Genomic DNA, 15,859 nt, shown 5'->3' with positions numbered 1-15,859 from the left:
GCCCACAAATAGGCGTGGTGAGACTCCCCGCAAGGTTGCGCCTAAAGAACTGACAGCGGTCCCGGATCAAGTCCGGGACGACGGATTGGGTACTATTCCCCATCCGATCAACGCGCTTGCCACTAGTCGCGCTTCCCTATAGCCATAGTCGCGTCGAACGGGAAAACCCGTCGTTACATCGTTGGGAAAAGGGGGCGTTTTGTGAATCCAGTCACGATCGCAATTGTCCTGGGGCTTCTGGCCATTCTCTATGGCTTCGTCACCAGCCGCCAAGTGCTCGGCTCGCCAGCCGGCAACGAAAAGATGCAGGAAATCGCCGCCGCCATTCAGGAAGGCGCGCAAGCCTACCTCAAGCGACAGTATTCGACGATCGCGATCGTCGGCATCGTCGTGGCGCTTATCATCGTCGTCACGCTGGGAACCGTCTCGGGCGTAGGCTTCGTGATCGGCGCCATCCTGTCGGGCTTCGCCGGCTTCATCGGCATGAACATCTCGGTACGCTCGAACGTGCGCACCGCCGCCGCCGCGCAGACCGGGTTGCAGCAGGGCCTGACGCTGGCCTTCCGCGCGGGCGCCATCACCGGCATGCTGGTGGCGGGGCTGGCCTTGCTCGCCATCGCGGTGTTCTACTGGTATCTGACCGGTCCCGGCGGGCATGACGTCGGCGGAGAGGACCGCACCGTGGTCCAGGGCCTTACCGCCCTTGCCTTCGGCGCTTCCCTGATCTCGATCTTCGCGCGCCTCGGCGGCGGCATCTTCACCAAGGCGGCCGACGTCGGCGCCGATCTGGTGGGCAAGGTGGAGGCCGGCATTCCCGAGGACGATCCGCGCAATCCCGCCGTCATCGCCGACAACGTGGGCGACAATGTGGGCGATTGCGCCGGCATGGCCGCCGACCTGTTCGAGACTTACGTCGTCACCGTGGGCGCGACGATGGTGCTGACCGCCCTGCTGATGAAGGGCATCGACAATTTCGAAGGCCTGATGGCGCTGCCGCTGCTGATCGGCGGCGTCTGCATCGTCACGTCGATCGTCGGCACCTATTTCGTCCGCCTCGGCAGCTCGCAGAACATCATGGGCGCCATGTACAAGGGCTTCCTGGTCACCGCCGTGCTTTCGATCCCGGCAATCTGGTGGGCAATCGACTTCTCGCTCGGCGGCATCAATGCGATGATCGGCGAGACCGGCTTCACCGGCCGCACGCTGTTCTACTGCGCACTGCTCGGCCTGGTCATCACCGGCCTGATCATCTGGATCACCGAGTATTACACCGGAACCGGCTACCGCCCGGTGCGCTCGATCGCCAAGGCCTCGGAAACCGGCCACGGCACCAACGTGATCCAGGGCCTTGCGATCAGCCTCGAAGCCACGGCGCTGCCAACTCTGGTGATCGTTGCGGGCATCGTCATCGCCTACCAGCTCGCCGGGCTGCTCGGAATCGCCTATGCGGCCACCGCGATGCTGGCGCTGGCCGGCATGGTCGTCGCGCTCGATGCTTATGGCCCCGTCACCGACAATGCCGGCGGCATCGCCGAAATGGCAGGCCTCGACGATGCCGTGCGCGAGAAGACCGACGCGCTCGACGCGGTGGGCAACACCACCAAGGCCGTCACCAAGGGCTATGCGATCGGCTCGGCGGGCCTCGCCGCGCTGGTGCTCTTCGCCGCCTATACAACCGACCTCAAGGAGTTCTTCCCGGACCTCAACGTCGATTTCAGCCTGGAGAACCCCTACGTCATCGTCGGCCTGCTGCTCGGCGCGCTGCTGCCCTACCTGTTCGGAGCAATGGGCATGACCGCCGTGGGCCGCGCGGCGGGCGACGTGGTGGTGGACGTGCGCGAGCAGTTCAAGGCCAATCCCGGCATCATGACCTACGAGTCCAAGCCCGACTATGCGCGGACGGTGGACCTCGTCACCAAGGCGGCGATCAAGGAGATGATCGTGCCCTCGCTGCTGCCGGTATTGGCGCCGATCGTGGTCTACTTCGCGATCTCCGCCGTCGCCGGCACGGAGAATGGCTTTGCCGCGCTCGGTGCCTTGCTGCTGGGCGTGATCGTCGGCGGACTGTTCGTGGCGCTCTCGATGACCTCCGGCGGCGGCGCCTGGGACAATGCCAAGAAATACATCGAGGACGGCCACCACGGCGGCAAGGGATCGGAAGCCCACAAGGCTGCCGTCACCGGCGACACCGTGGGCGACCCGTACAAGGATACCGCAGGGCCTGCGGTCAATCCGATGATCAAGATCACCAATATCGTCGCCCTGCTGCTGCTGGCTGCGCTGGCGGCAGGTTGAAACGGATAATATGTGGGCGTCCGGCCCCGGCGGATCGCTCCGCCGGGGCCGGACTCTTTCCCACGTTAGCACTTCCTTGAGAGCGATGCGCTAGAACCCCTGCGAGGATAAGCAGGCGAGACCATGTTCGACCCAGAGGCCCATTCGGTTCGCGAAGAGACCGCCTCGGCGGCCGTTTCGCTGCGCTGCGTGCCATGGCGGACGCTCGAAACCGAAGTCCGGGCCTGGGACCGCCTCGCCGTCGACGCCAGCGAGCCCAACCCCTTCTTCGAGAGCTGGTATCTCCTGCCCTCGCTGCGTCGCCTTCTGCATAGCGAAGCCGTCATGATCCTGCGGTTCGAGATGGACGGCCGACTTGCCGGACTGATGCCGATCCTGCGCAGCCCGCGCTACTATCGCTGGCCGGTGCCCAATCTGGCAAGCTGGCTGCACGACAACTGCTTCTGCGGCGCTCCGCTGGTACGTCGCGGCGCGGAAGACCTGTTCTGGCGGGCCGTGCTGGACTGGGCTGACAAGACGGCGGGAAAGGCGTTGTTCCTCCACTTGCGCGCCATCCCCCTCGAAGGCCCGCTCCATGCCACGCTTTCGCAAGTCCTGGCCCGGCAGCGACGCGAATGCGAAGTAGTGCTGCGCGAGGACCGTGCCCTGCTCGCTTCCAGCCTTGCGCCCGATGCCTATCTGGAAGCCTCGCTTTCGGGCAAGAAACGCAAGGAACTGCGCCGTCAGGCCAGCCGCCTTGCCGAAATCGGGACGCTCGCAGTGGAGCGACGCGAGGATGCCGATGGCCTCGGCGCCTGGTGCGACGCCTTTCTCGCGCTCGAAGCCTCGGGGTGGAAGGGCAAGGCGGGCTCCGCGCTGGCGAATCACGCCGCCACCGGCAACCTCTTCCGCGAAAGCCTGCATGGCGCGGCCGAGAGGGGACGCCTCGAACGCCTTTCCCTCACGCTGGACGGCCGCCCTATCGCCATGCTCGCCAGCTTCCTGACCCCGCCGGGAGCCTTTTCCTTCAAGACGGCCTTCGACGAGAGCTATTCCCGCTTCTCCCCCGGCGTCCTGCTCCAGCGCGAAAACCTGCGCATTCTCGAACGGGCGGATATCCGCTGGACCGATAGCTGCGCCGCCGCCGACCATCCGATGATCGACCATATCTGGCGCGAACGCCGGGCGATGGCACGGCTCTCCATCGCCATCGGCGGCCCGATCCGCCGCCGCCTCTTCCGCCATTTCGTCCGCGCGGAAATCGCGCGCAGCCCCGCAGGAGGGAACTCGTGAACCTGTTCTCGAAAACCGGGAGTGCCGCCGTCTTCCCGGAGGAAGTCCGCGCGCGCTTCTCGGAAAGTTACCCCGAAGTGCCGCACAAGCTGGCCCACGCCCTGGGCGAACATCCGCTGATGTCCCTGGAAGCACTGGCCGCGCTTGCGGAATCGCTGCCCGCCGCTTCGGTCGAATACAATTTCGGCAACCAGCCCCTCGGCGTGGACGGCAAGCCTGCGCCCACCGGCATTCCCATCGGCCGGACCATCCGCGAGATCGAGACGACCAATTCCTGGGCCGTCATCAAGAACATCGAGCAACACCCGGACTATGCGCGGCTGCTCGGTGAACTCCTCGACGAGCTGCGCCCGGCGATCGAGGCCAGGACCGGCCGCATGATGAAGCTCCAGGCCTTCGCCTTCGTGACGTCCGCTGGCGGTGTCACGCCCTACCACTTCGACCCTGAGCACAATATCCTGCTGCAATTACGCGGCAACAAAGTCATGACCCAGTTCCCCGCCGGCGATCCCCGCTTCGCGCCCGATCAGGTCCACGAGACCTACCACACCGGCGGCGGCCGCGAACTCAAGTGGCGCGAAGAGCTGCTCTCCGGCGGCACCGAGTTCGCGCTCTCGCCGGGTGAGGCCGTCTACGTTCCGGTCATGGCGCCGCACTTCGTGCGCAACGGCAGCGCGCCGTCGGTTTCGCTGTCGATCACCTGGCGCTCGGAATGGAGCTTTGCCGAAGCGGACGCGCGGGCGTTCAACGGTTGGCTGCGGGGGCTGGGACTGACGCCGCGCCGGACCGGGCGGTGGCCGAAGCGGAACCGGGGGAAGGCCTTGGTCTGGCGGGTGCTTCGCAGGTTCAGGAAGTAGGAGAGAAGCAGGGGAGCATAGCCCCCCTGCACCCCCATGACTGTCTAGCTCAAGCGGACCAACGCCGTTGCGTGCCCATGGCTGCGTCGGGAGACTTAATGGCTGCGCCGCAAGGAGCGCACGACGGATAGGTCGTGCGCTCCGCTGCCATTCCGAGGGTCCGGGGGATCATCCCCCGGAATCTTACTTCGCTTTCTTCACCCAGGCCGCCACCTCGACCCGCTGCCGCGGACGATTGGCCAGACGCTCCTTCAGCCCGGTCACAGCCTGCACCACCGGCTTGGCCTCATCGGCCGGAAGCGTCGCGGCATAGGCCTCGATCTTGCCGACCATCTCCGGGTTGGTGCTCGATGCAACGATCCGTGCGAAGAAGCGCGCGCGGCCGGAGTGTTCGATCAGTCCGTCGATCGCCGCCTGATGTTCGCGGACGAAATCGAAGGTCATTTCCGGGTGTGCGCGGCCGACCGTGGTGATGATCTGCGAAGCGCTGGTCGCGTCCGGCTTGCCCGAAATCGCGAGCGCGAGAGCGTCCTTCGCAATCGCCTCGTCCCGCGCCATGCCGAGGTCCGTGTAGTAAAGCTGGCGTTCCACGAAGCTGCCGGCCTTGGCGGCCTGCTGGCGTAGAAGATCCCAGTCCGCGCGGGTCGCGTTGGCCGCCGCGACGCCGAGCCAGGTGCCCTTGAGCGGACCGTCGAGCGACTTGGCATCGGTGGCCAGTCCCTGGAGACGGCGGCGCGCTTCCGCCACGACGCGCTTGTCGCCGATCGAGCCGAGCGTGTCGATCAACTGCGCGCGCAGCTTGGTGTCGGTCAGCGGCTCACCGGCGACCGGATCGAAGCCGAGCTTGTCGAGACGCGGCGCCCAGGTCTTCGAGATGCGCGCTGCGAGCTTGCCCTTCACCCTGGCGTCGTCGAGCAGGCCGTAGACGCCTTCCCACTGGCCGACGACTTTGCCCGCCAGCGTCGCATCGGCCGTACCGGGGACCGAGGAGAGCAGGCGCAGGCCCGTAGACATGTCCTGATAACCGGCCAGCGAAAGCGAAAGGTTGTCACGCAGCAGCCCGTACTGGTCGATCGGCGCCAGCGAACCGAACGAGGAAACCAGCCCATCGAGCGCCTTGGCATTGTAGAGCGTGCGATAGTAGCCAAGCTGGCCCGCGTTCACGAGCACGGCATCGCAGCTATCGACGGTCAGGCTCTCGGTCCGTCCGGTCATCAGGTGACGCGTGGGCTCACCGTTGCCGGCGCGGATCAGCAGCGGCATCGGCCAGGTCGGCTTCTCGCCGCCTCTGTTCGAGGGATCGAGCGAGAAGGCGTCCTGCGTCAGGTCGAGGCGGGTCTTGCCGTCCGCGCAGGCCGAGACGTTCACGCGCAGCAGCGGCACGCCGGGCGTATGGGTGAAGGCCTCTGCGATCAGGTCCACGTCCTTGCCGCCGGCCGATTCCATCGCCGCCCAGAGGTCGCGGCTGCTGGTGTTCGAAAAGGCATGAATCCGCATGTAGGTCTGCATGCCCGCGCGCCAGGTATCTGCGCTCACGTAATCTTCCAGCATCGAGATGACCGCCTGCCCCTTCTGGTAGGTGATCGAATCGAAGGCCTGTTCCATCTCGGAAACGGTGCGGATCTTCTGCACCACCGGGTGCGTGGTCGGCAGCGCGTCGAGCGCCATGGCGCCTTCGCGGCCGTCGATGCCGTTCAGTTTCCAGTTCCATTCCGGGTTGAAATGATCGGTGACCTTGTCGGCCATCCAGCTGGCGAAGCCTTCGTTCAGCCAGATGTCGTCCCACCAGGCCATCGTCACGAGGTCGCCGAACCACTGGTGCGCGGTTTCATGGGCTTGGACGCTGTAGATGCTCTGCTTGCCCGAGGGGCTGGTCACGGCGGGATCGAGCAGCAGGATGCGCTCGAAGGTCATGATCGCGCCCCAGTTCTCCATCGCCCCGAAGAACTGCGACGAGCCGGGCGCGGCGATGTTGTCGAGCTTGGGCAGCGGGAATTTCACGCCGAAGTAGTCGTCGAACCACGGCAGGATCTGGGCGAGGCCGTCGCGGGCATAGTCCGCCTTGGCGCCGCTGCCGGTGGGCGAGACGATGCCCACTTCCACGCCGTCCGCCGCCTTCTTCGCGCTGCGCTCGAAATCGCCCATGCCGAAGAACAGCAGGTAGGAACTCATCTTCGGAGTCGTTGCGAAGACCACGCGCTTGAGGCCTCCGGGAAGCACTTCCTGGCCCTTCACCGGCATGTTGCTCACGGCCATGCGATCGGCGGGGACGACGGCGGTGAGGTCGAAGGTCGCCTTATAGCTCGGTTCGTCGAAGCTGGGGACGAAGCGGCGGGCATCGGGAGCCTCGAACTGGGTGAACAGGCCGCGCACGTCCTTGCCGGTGCGCTTGTCGGGATAGTCGAGCGCGAACAGGCCCGAGGGCTGCGTGCCGATCTTGCCGGAATAGGCCACGTCGAGGCGGTACTTGCCCGGCGCGATCGGCTTCCCGGCTGCAAAGCGCAGGGTCTGCGCCTTGTCGTCGGCAGTGGTCTGGAGGGCGATCTGGGCACCGTTCGCCGTGATCAGCTTCGCGGCGGAGACCGCCAGTCCGTTACCGTGAAGCGTCAAGGCATCGCTGGCGGTGAAGACGGTGAGGTCGATCGAAACCGTGCCCGAGAACGTCAGCTTCTGCGCATCGGGAGTGATCTCGATGCGATAGTGGGTGGGACGGGCATTGCGCGGCAGGTCGCTCGGCACGGTCGCGGCCAGCGGCACCGGCTCGCCCGATGATGCGGGGGGCACGGTCGCGGCGAAAGCGTGCGTGGAAACGGCAAGAGCGATCACGGCGCCGGCCGTGGCAAGGTTACGCAGGGAAGAACGCATGAAAGGCTGAAGCTCCGGGAACTGGGCTTTGTTGCTGATGCGCGAGAGTTTTCGCGCGCGCAAGCGGATGCGCGTGTCCTAGCGCCAAGGATCGGGCGCTGTCACGGGTCAGTCATGTCGTTCGTCGATGGCGGTCGGCTGTTCGTATGGAAACGGTCAGCCGTTCGGATGGTAGAAATCGTAGATCGTCTGCGCCACCGCCGCGCTGACGCCGGGCGCGCGCTGGAGGTCTGCCAGGCTGGCCGCGCGCACTTTTCCGGCGGTGCCGAAGTGCAGCAGCAGCGCCCGCTTGCGCGCCGGGCCGATGCCGGGAATTTCGTCCAGCGGACTGGCGGTGATCGCCCGGCTGCGCTTCGCCCGGTGCGCGCCGATGACGAAGCGGTGGACTTCGTCGCGAAGGCGCTGAAGGTGGAACAGCAGCGGCGAATTGACTGGCAGCATTTTCTCGCGCCCATCGGGGAAGTGGAAGATTTCACGCCCCTCGCGGCCATGGTTCGGCCCCTTGGCAATCGCGATGAGATTCACGTCCTCGATGCCGAGTTCCTCCAGCGCGTCCTTCACCGCGCTCATCTGGCCCTTGCCGCCGTCGATCAGCACGAGATCGGGCCACATCCCGCTCTCGCGCTCGGGGTCTTCCTCCTGCACACGGCCGAAGCGGCGGGTCATCACTTCGCGCATCATCGCGAAGTCGTCGTTGGACTGCGCCTCGCGGATGTTGAACTTGCGGTATTGGCTGGTGAGGAAGCCTTCCGGCCCCGCCACCACCATGGCACCCACTGCCTTGCTGCCCTGGATATGCGAGTTGTCGTAGACTTCCACGCGCTGCGGCAGGTCCGGCAGTTCGAGGAATTCCGTCATCTCGCGCCAGATCTTGGCCTGCGAGCCGCGCTCTGCCATGCGGCGGTCGAGCGCCTCCACGGCATTGCGCACGGCCTGATCCATCAGGCGGCGGCGGCTGCCGCGTTGGGGCACCGATATCTCCACCTTGCCGCCCGCCAGTTCGCGGAAGGCCTCGGCCATGAGTTCGGCCTCGGGCAGTTCACGGTCGACCAGGATCGTGCGCGAAGGCGGCACTTCCTCGTAGAACTGGGCGAGGAAGCTCTGGAATACCTCCTCTTCCGACAGTCCCTCCGTATGGGTCGGAAAGAAGGCGCGGTGGCCCCAGTTCTGGCCGCCGCGAATGAAGAAGGCCTGCACGCCGATCTGGCCGTTCTTGCAGGCCATCGCGAAGATGTCGGCGCTGTCCATGCCTTCGGCGTTGATCGCCTGGCTGCCCTGGATGAACGTCGCCGCGCGAAGGCGATCGCGCAGCATGGCGGCGCGCTCGAAATCCAGCGAGGCGGCGGCCTCGGCCATCTGGCTCTCGATCTTCTTCTGCACCGCGCTGGACTTGCCGCCGAGGAAGTCCTTGGCCTCCTTCACCAGTTCGCCATAGCCCGCCTCGTCGATCCGGCCGACGCAGGGCGCCGAGCAGCGCTTGATCTGGTAGAGCAGGCAGGGCCTGTCACGCCGGGCGAAAAAGCTGTCGGTGCAGGAGCGCAGCAGGAACAGCTTCTGGAGCGCGTTGATCGTGGTGTTCACCGAACCGGCGCTGGCGAAGGGGCCATAATAATTGCCCTTCATCTTGCGCGCGCCGCGATGCTTCATGATGCGTGGAAAGTCGTGCTCCGCGCGCAGCAGGATGAAGGGGAATGACTTGTCGTCGCGCAGCAGCACGTTGTAGGCCGGGCGGAAGCGTTTGATCAGCTGCGCTTCCAGCAACAGCGCCTCGGCTTCAGAATTGGTGGTGACGATGGTCATGCTGCGCGTCTGGCTGACCATGCGCTGGAGGCGGCCGGGGAGCCGCTCCCACTGGGTATAGTTGGCGACCCGGTTCCGCAGCACCCGCGCCTTGCCGACATAGAGCACGTCGCCGCGTGCGTCCTGCATGCGGTAGACGCCGGGCTTGGCGGGCAAGGTGCGCACGACTTCGCGGATCGCCTCGACGCCTGCCTGAAGGTCGGGCTGCTCCGAACCGCGCAGGGTGAACGTCGCCCGTTCCTCGTTGAAGCGTTCGGTGCGGTTGGGATGTTCCGGAGTTCCGGCAGGGGTGCGCGCCATGAGGGCCAGATAGAGATTGAAGGGCCGGAGGGGAAGCGCTCTCCAAAAACGTCGTCCCGGACTTGATCCGGGACCGCTGGCAGCTCTTGAGGCGATAGCTTGCGTGAGAGGCGCCCTGCCGTGAGGTGGGCCGTTCACGGCCAGCGGTCCCGGGTCGAGCCCGGGACGTGGGGTTCAGAACATCTTGCGCAAATCGATGCCCAGCACCCTGCCCTGCGGCGCACGATAGGCGGCCTGATAGGCCAGCGGCACCGCGCCAGTCGCGTCCGTCACCTTCTGGCGCGAATCGAGCAGGTTGTCCGCCACCAGCGAGACTCTCGTGCCCTTCAGGAACGGCATCTTCGCCACGAGATCGGCGTTCTTGCCCAGATCGGCGAAAATGCGCAGGTTCACGTCGAACGTGCTGCCGAAGCGCAGATCGGAACTGCTGGCCGCGCCAGTACCGTCGACGCGGCTGGGTGCCTCCCATTCGGCCTTGAGGCGAATGCCGTAGCCGTTCTTGAACACGCCGCCCTCAGCCTCGATGGCGTGGCGCGGCACGCCGCCCGAGGTGAGCGCTTCGCCGTCGAGCTGATCGAGCACCGGCACGCCATCCGCGATCTTCACGCGGTCGGTAAAGCGCCAGGTGTGATAGACAGAGAGGTTCCAGCGTCCTCCCTTTCCTCCGGGGCCGCCGGGGCCGCCCGGGGGCGGTCCGCCCGATCCGCCGCCTGCGCCCTTCGCCGCGCCCTGACCTGCACCCTGGCTGCCACCCTGACCACCACGCGGGCCGTTTCCGGGCGGCGGTGGGCCACCGAAGCCGCCCGGCTGCTCCTTGCCGAGATTCCCCGACAGGTTCAGCCCCCAGCGGATGCTCGAGCTGGTTTCCTCGTCGAACGTCACCGCCCGCTGATCGATATAGGTCAGGTTGCCGTCCGCATCCCGCTGCACCCGGTCGGGAAACGCCGCTTCCACGGCCGGGGTCAGGAGCGGAAAGGCATTGGTCACGTTGGAAGAGCGGTTGCGGAAATACTCGATCATGAGATTCGAGCGCTGCATGAACGGCAGTTCCCAGGTTGCCGACAGCTTGATGTCGCGCTGGGTTTCCTTGAGAAGATCGGGGTTCCCGCCGCTCAGCACCGTCACCAGCGCCGTCGAATTCGTCGTGAAGTCATAGACCGAGACATTGTAGGTCGTGACGTTGGGCGCGCCGAGCTGGGCCAGGGTCGGGGCTTCCTGATCGACCAGGTAGCTCGCCTGGAACGTCAGCTTCTCGGTGGGAGACCAGGTGAGCCCGGCGCTCCAGTCGGTCAGCGTGCCGAAGTCGGACAAGTGGTTCAGGCCCGCGCTGACGTTCAACGCAAGATCGCCGATGCCGCCCAGGAAGTCGCCCCTGCTCGTCAGCGGGATCGCCAGGTTCACGCCCCCGGAGACATCGCCGCGCCTCAGCGTGTTCTGCGAGAACGTGTCCGACCGGTAGGCGCTTTGCACGCGGCTGAAGTCATAGCCGCCCTTGAACGTGAGGTTGGCATCGCCGGCCGGCATGCTGAACGGCGTGCCGGAGAGCGTGGCAAGCGACGTAAGCGAGGCCGTTCGGCTGCGCGCGGTGTCCACTCCCGCACCGGGCACGCTCGGCAGCGCTCCGGCAATGTCTTGCGTGCCCGCCAGCGCCGCGTCGCGCAACCCGGACAGGTCGCGCCGGCGGTCGATCCGCGTGTCCGCATCGACATAGCTGCCATCGCCGGTGATGTTGAACATCCATCGGCCGATCATCGTGCTGTAGCCCAGCCCGGCCGAGAACGTATCGGTGACGACGCGCGTCGTCAGCGGATCGGGCAGGGTTCGCACGGCGGCGGCGCCGGTAGGCGAAGTCAGCGTCACGGTGTCGAGGCCGGAAAACGATGTCGTCACGCCGTGGGTATAGGCGCCGTTGGCGGTGATCGATCCCGCCATGCCGCCGTCCCCGAGGTTCTGCGTCAGCGTGCCGTTCAGCGTCAGCTCGGAATCGGCGGCCGCCAGGCTGCGATAGCGGGCCGGGTCCGGATCGCCTGCCACGGTGGGCACGGACGATTCCGTCTGCGTCACGTTGCGCTCGTCTTCGGTGAGCATCGAGGTGTCGGTATACTTGGCGTTGAAATTGTAACGGCGGGGACCGGCGATCTTCACCACGCCGCTTTCCAGCTCGTAGTTGTCGTAGCCGCCCCGCGTTGGGGCGTTGTATTCTCCGGCTACTGTAGTCGCCGAGAACCTGTCCTTCAGGATCAGGTTCACCACGCGCTGGTTGGCCGAGTAGCCGAAGCGCAACGCCACTTCCTCCGGCAGCACTTCCAGCTTCCGGATCGCTTCGGGCGGGATGTTGCGCATCTCCCGGAAGGACGTGATCCGCTGGCCGTTGACGAGGATCACCGGTGTTCCCGAGCCGCGCCCACGCCCGCTGCCGGTCTGCGGCGAGATCGCATCGATCAGGTCGCCTATCGAATCGGCACCATAGGCGGCGATGTCGTCCTCGTCGAAAGTCACGATCGGCTGGTTGGGGACATCGAGTTGCCCCTGCATGCGCGGCGCCACGACGACGATGTCAGCGCCGATTACTTCCAGCGGATCCTCATCGTCCTTGTCGTCGTCAGCAGCGGCAGGCGCGACCGGATCGGTTCCGCCCCCCGTGCCACCGACGGCGCCCGCTACTGCAAGCGATGTCGCTGCAAGCGAGGTCGGCGCCAGCGATGTAGTCCCTACCTGGGCCTGAGCGAGCGCCGGCAGACAGACACTACCGAACAGGGCCCCGGCAAGGGGAAGGAGTTGAACGCGCCGCACCTGAAATCTCCGCAAGAAGACGGCAAAGTCTCCGTCTTTTACCGAACCTTATAGTCGGTTCGCCGTGCTGATGCCGTGCTGGCGAGGCTCCGGCAAGATCGCGCCGGGTAACTTTTTGTCGCACATTTCGTGCAGTTGTCGCAGGTCGTTTCGGTCATGACTCCATCGACAATGCTGCGGCATTTGGGAAACGGCCCGACATGAAAACGCGCTATCTGGAAATCACGGCCGCGCGCTCGTCAGCCAAGGCTTCCATTTTCGGTGAGTCGTGGCTATGGCGCGCCGCAATCATCAGCAAGATTACGGGTATTGATCGCCGATGGCGAAAGAAGAACTCCTTGAAATGCGTGGTAGGGTCGTAGAACTCCTCCCTAACGCGATGTTCCGCGTAGAGCTGGAAAACGGCCACGAGATCCTCGGTCACACCGCGGGCAAGATGCGCAAGAACCGCATCCGCGTGCTGGTGGGTGACGAAGTGCTCGTCGAGCTGACCCCTTACGACCTTACCAAGGGTCGCATCACCTACCGCTTCATGCCTGGTCGCGGTGGCCCCGGTTCTTACTGATATTGCGTCTCCTGGCGGAGACGTTCTCGCGCCCCAGCCCGATCTGCGGCTGGTCCTCGCCTCCGCGAGCCCGCGCCGCCGCGAACTGATCGGCAGGCTGGGCATCGTTCCCGATGCGGTCATGGCCGCCGACATCGACGAGACGCCGCACGACCGGGAAATACCTCGCGAATATGCCCGCCGCATGGCGCGTGAAAAGGCGCTGGCCATCGCTGCCGACGATGCACACGTCCTGGCCGGCGACACCGTCGTGGCCTGTGGCCGCCGCATCCTTCCCAAAGCCGAAGACGAAGCGACGGCCCGGGCCTGCCTGACCCTGCTCTCCGGTCGCCGCCACCGCGTGCTTTCCGCCATTGCCCTGCGATCCCCCGACGGAACCCTGCGCGAGCGGCTTTCGGAGACGATCGTGCGCTTCAAGCCGCTCTCCCAGCAGGAGATCGATGCCTATATCGAGGGCGGCGAATGGGACGGAAAAGCCGGTGGCTATGCCATCCAGGGCAGCGCCGAAGGCCTGATCGCCACGATCTCGGGAAGCCATTCCGGCGTCGTCGGCCTCCCTCTCTTCGAAACGCGGGCACTGCTGAAGGCAGCCGGTTTTGCAGTCGCCTGAAGGCGCCCATGACTGAATGGCTGATCGAGGACGGGATCGGCGAAAGTCGCGCGATCCTGGTCGAAAACGGCGAAGTCGTCGCCGCCAGGCTGCAATGGGACGGCCGCCTCGCCGCCGGTGAAGTGGCCGAGGCCGTGCTGATCTCCCGCGCGAAAGGCGCGCGGCGGGGCACCTTGCGCTTTCTTTCCGGAGAGGAAGCTCTTGTGGACGGCCTCCCGCCCGATGCCGCCGAAGGCGCCCTGCTCCGCGTCCAGATCACCCGCGCCGCCATGGCGGAGACCGGCCGCCTCAAGCGCGCTCAGGCAAGACCGACCACGCAATCGCCGCGCCCGGCGCCCCCGCTGCTCGATAGTCTGCGCGACACCGGAATACCCGCGCGCCGGGTCAGGGCCTTCCCCGAAGACCCCTGGCCCGAAGTCTTCGCGGAAGCGCTGGACGGAGAACTGGCTTTCGACGGCGGCGAACTGCTGGTGATCCCCACGCCCGCGATGACGCTGATCGACATCGACGGCACCCTTCCTCCGCGCGCACTGGCCCTCGCAGCCGTTCCTGCGATCGCGCGCGCCATCGGCCTCTTCGACCTCGGCGGCTCGATCGGCATCGACTTCCCCTCGCTGGAGCGCAAGGAAGACCGGCGCGCCGTGGACGATGCGCTCGCCGCCGCGCTCGACCACTGGCCCCACCAGCACACGGCGATGAACGGCTTCGGCTTCGTCCACCTCGTCGCGCGGCTGGAGCGCCCTTCGCTGCTTCACCGCCTGCGCCACGAACCGGCCACGGCCTGCGCCCGGCTCCTGCTGCGGCAGGCCGAACGCATCCAGGAACCCGGCACCCTGCTCCTGACCGCTCACCCTCGCGTGCGTGCGCGGGTGACGGCCGAGTGGGAAGGCGAACTCGCCCGCCGCACCGGACGGACGATCGCGTGGCGAGAGGATGCCGCTCTTGCGCTGCGGGGCGGATTCGCGCAGGCGATCACGTCATGACCGAGAACAAGACTGTCAGGGCCAATGCGAAGTGCCCGATTTGCGGCAAGCCGCGCGTGGCCGAACATGCTCCCTTCTGCTCCAAACGCTGCCGCGATCGCGACCTCCTGCAATGGCTGGGCGACGGCTACGCCCTGCCCGGCGCGCCCGCGGCACAAAATCCGGACTCGGAAAATTATCCACAGGACGATTGAAACAGGATCGTCATTTTAGGGTTGCCAAGCTGGCCAAGGTTCTTCATAGGCCCGCCACCAGCAGCGAACGACCGCTTCGGCAGTCGGAAAATTCGCTGAAAAGCTTGGTTTTGCCCGGGTAGCTCAGTTGGTAGAGCACATGACTGAAAATCATGGTGTCGGCGGTTCGATCCCGTCCCCGGGCACCACTCTCCTCGGAGGGTGGTGCCTTTTTCTTTGCCGGTCTTAACCTTCCGAAAATCTGCAATCGTTAGCTTCCAACATAAGTGAGGGGCGAACGCTGCATGCGTTCCAGAGTGAACAGATGGTCGGGGTGGATGGCGGAAACGCCCTCGATTCGAGAAAAAACTGCTAAGTCAGGGATTTTCGGACCGGAATTTCACGTATAAATACGATGTTAACCATTAGTTGTCAGTCCTCTCCAGGCAACAACGGGGATCGTCATGCGCATTGATGCGAGGAATCTGCTGGACCGTCTGGGTCGCAACGAATTCGCCTATAAGGAATTCGAGGACCGGTTTTCCGATCTTGAACTCTGGCCCATCCTGGAGGCACTTCTGCGCGACCCTCGCCTCCAGACGCTCGACCAGACTGCGATCGAAAGCGCGCCTGCGGAGATCGAAAGTTCCGCTCAGGAACTTTCCGCAGAGCCTCTCAAGAACCTGTTCAGCAGGTACGAGCAACAATCCGTTTCAACGACGATTGCAAAACCAGTTGTTGAAGAACCCGTTCGCGATGTACGAGCGATGCTGCGTCATTTGTCGGACCTTGGCGCCCGGGGGGAAATCTGATGCCGATGATCGTCTGCCACGGTCCCAAGGGGGGAACCGGGAACACTTTCGTTGCCGCTCATCTGGCCATGGGCCTTTCGGCGCAGGGTTCGGACGTGACCGTCGTCAGCGTGGCCGCGCGCGACACGCTTCCGCTGCACTTCGGCCTTTCGCCGGCGACCTCGCTCCCCGCGCTTACCGCGCCTGCGGACGAGGCGGTCCTGGTCGGCGGCATCAACTTGCGCAGCTGGCGCCGCGCATCGGAAGATCTCGATTTCGTGCCTATGCTCAATGATCTGGGCTATTTCCAGCCCGGCAAGGAACGTGTGCTGGTGGTGGACGTGCCCTCGGGCGACACCCGCCTGGCCCGCCGCCTGATCGAACATGCCTGCGCCCACGTCTGCACGATCAACGCCCAGCCCGATACGCTGGCCCTGCTTCCGCAAGTATTCGGCGATGCCGGTCCCGAAGGCCTGTCCCGCACGGCCTTCGTCATCAACGCGCTGGACGAGACGCGCCGCCTCGGCCGCCACGGCGCCGCCTTCATCCGCGAAC

General features: G+C 65.6%; 12 protein-coding genes and 1 tRNA gene. 10 read left to right on the top strand and 3 right to left on the bottom strand.

What is annotated here, in order from left to right:
- The first annotated feature begins 201 nt into the window (after positions 1 to 201).
- The 3 genes from ACI3K3_RS14550 to ACI3K3_RS14540 all read left to right on the top strand — a co-directional run bounded on the left by ACI3K3_RS14550 (position 202) and on the right by ACI3K3_RS14540 (position 4,424).
- Positions 202 to 2,295, top strand: coding sequence for a sodium-translocating pyrophosphatase (locus ACI3K3_RS14550; protein WP_404914860.1), 2,094 nt, complete (start codon positions 202 to 204; stop codon positions 2,293 to 2,295).
- A gap of 123 nt (positions 2,296 to 2,418) precedes the next feature.
- Positions 2,419 to 3,567, top strand: a complete 1,149-nt coding sequence (locus ACI3K3_RS14545; RefSeq protein ID WP_404914858.1) for a GNAT family N-acetyltransferase — start codon at positions 2,419 to 2,421, stop codon at positions 3,565 to 3,567.
- A 2-nt stretch (positions 3,568 to 3,569) separates the two neighbouring features.
- Positions 3,570 to 4,424, top strand: coding sequence for a transcriptional regulator (locus tag ACI3K3_RS14540; RefSeq protein ID WP_404914963.1), 855 nt, complete (start codon positions 3,570 to 3,572; stop codon positions 4,422 to 4,424).
- A gap of 183 nt (positions 4,425 to 4,607) precedes the next feature.
- Here ACI3K3_RS14540 and ACI3K3_RS14535 read toward each other — a convergent pair whose 3' ends face one another.
- From ACI3K3_RS14535 to ACI3K3_RS14525, 3 genes are all read right to left on the bottom strand, one after another.
- Positions 4,608 to 7,289 carry a M1 family metallopeptidase gene (locus tag ACI3K3_RS14535; RefSeq protein ID WP_404914856.1) on the bottom strand — a complete coding sequence of 894 codons (2,682 nt, stop codon included), beginning with the start codon at positions 7,287 to 7,289 and terminating at the stop codon, positions 4,608 to 4,610.
- Between the two features lie 156 nt (positions 7,290 to 7,445).
- Entirely contained in the window at positions 7,446 to 9,389 is a 1,944-nt protein-coding gene (gene uvrC, locus ACI3K3_RS14530; RefSeq protein ID WP_404914854.1) for an excinuclease ABC subunit UvrC, read from the bottom strand.
- Positions 9,390 to 9,563: 174 nt separating this feature from the next.
- A complete protein-coding gene (locus tag ACI3K3_RS14525; protein WP_404914852.1) occupies positions 9,564 to 12,182 on the bottom strand; it encodes a TonB-dependent receptor in 2,619 nt (872 codons plus the stop codon).
- Positions 12,183 to 12,501: 319 nt separating this feature from the next.
- Here ACI3K3_RS14525 and infA point away from each other — a divergent pair, with 319 nt between their 5' ends.
- The 7 genes from infA to ACI3K3_RS14490 all read left to right on the top strand — a co-directional run.
- Positions 12,502 to 12,747: a translation initiation factor IF-1 gene (gene infA, locus ACI3K3_RS14520; RefSeq protein ID WP_313442420.1), complete on the top strand. Its 246-nt coding sequence runs from the start codon at positions 12,502 to 12,504 to the stop codon at positions 12,745 to 12,747.
- Positions 12,728 to 13,357, top strand: a complete 630-nt coding sequence (locus ACI3K3_RS14515) for a Maf family protein (protein WP_404914850.1) — start codon at positions 12,728 to 12,730, stop codon at positions 13,355 to 13,357. The genes infA and ACI3K3_RS14515 overlap by 20 nt, the downstream gene beginning before the upstream one ends.
- Before the next feature lie 8 nt (positions 13,358 to 13,365).
- On the top strand, positions 13,366 to 14,340 hold the full coding sequence (locus ACI3K3_RS14510; protein ID WP_404914848.1) for a ribonuclease E/G: 975 nt from the start codon (positions 13,366 to 13,368) through the stop codon (positions 14,338 to 14,340).
- The gene (gene yacG / locus ACI3K3_RS14505; RefSeq protein WP_404914846.1) at positions 14,337 to 14,534 is read left to right on the top strand and encodes a DNA gyrase inhibitor YacG; all 198 of its coding nucleotides are present in this window, start codon (positions 14,337 to 14,339) and stop codon (positions 14,532 to 14,534) included. The genes ACI3K3_RS14510 and yacG overlap by 4 nt, the downstream gene beginning before the upstream one ends.
- A gap of 112 nt (positions 14,535 to 14,646) precedes the next feature.
- Positions 14,647 to 14,722 (top strand) — tRNA-Phe (locus ACI3K3_RS14500).
- A 255-nt stretch (positions 14,723 to 14,977) separates the two neighbouring features.
- On the top strand, positions 14,978 to 15,325 hold the full coding sequence (locus tag ACI3K3_RS14495; RefSeq protein WP_404914844.1) for a hypothetical protein: 348 nt from the start codon (positions 14,978 to 14,980) through the stop codon (positions 15,323 to 15,325).
- Positions 15,325 to 15,859 (top strand): cellulose synthase operon protein YhjQ/BcsQ (locus ACI3K3_RS14490; protein ID WP_404914842.1); only part of this gene is annotated, 535 nt, incomplete at its 3' end. The genes ACI3K3_RS14495 and ACI3K3_RS14490, both read left to right, overlap by 1 nt.

It is taken from the genome of Novosphingobium sp. ZW T3_23, from assembly GCF_044987305.1.
Classification (GTDB): domain Bacteria; phylum Pseudomonadota; class Alphaproteobacteria; order Sphingomonadales; family Sphingomonadaceae; genus Novosphingobium.
Note: the sequence above shows the minus strand (reverse complement) of the source record. Positions and strands in the feature narration are given on the sequence as shown.

What these genes read in the sequence shown, in the direction of transcription:
- uvrC (WP_404914854.1), bottom strand. Translation starts at nt 9,389, where the DNA reads ATGGCGCGCACCCCTGCCGGAACTCCGGAACATCCCAACCGCACCGAA.
- yacG (WP_404914846.1), top strand. Translation starts at nt 14,337, where the DNA reads ATGACCGAGAACAAGACTGTCAGGGCCAATGCGAAGTGCCCGATTTGC.
- ACI3K3_RS14495 (WP_404914844.1), top strand. Translation starts at nt 14,978, where the DNA reads ATGCGCATTGATGCGAGGAATCTGCTGGACCGTCTGGGTCGCAACGAA.
- infA (WP_313442420.1), top strand. Translation starts at nt 12,502, where the DNA reads ATGGCGAAAGAAGAACTCCTTGAAATGCGTGGTAGGGTCGTAGAACTC.
- ACI3K3_RS14535 (WP_404914856.1), bottom strand. Translation starts at nt 7,289, where the DNA reads ATGCGTTCTTCCCTGCGTAACCTTGCCACGGCCGGCGCCGTGATCGCT.
- ACI3K3_RS14510 (WP_404914848.1), top strand. Translation starts at nt 13,366, where the DNA reads ATGACTGAATGGCTGATCGAGGACGGGATCGGCGAAAGTCGCGCGATC.
- ACI3K3_RS14545 (WP_404914858.1), top strand. Translation starts at nt 2,419, where the DNA reads ATGTTCGACCCAGAGGCCCATTCGGTTCGCGAAGAGACCGCCTCGGCG.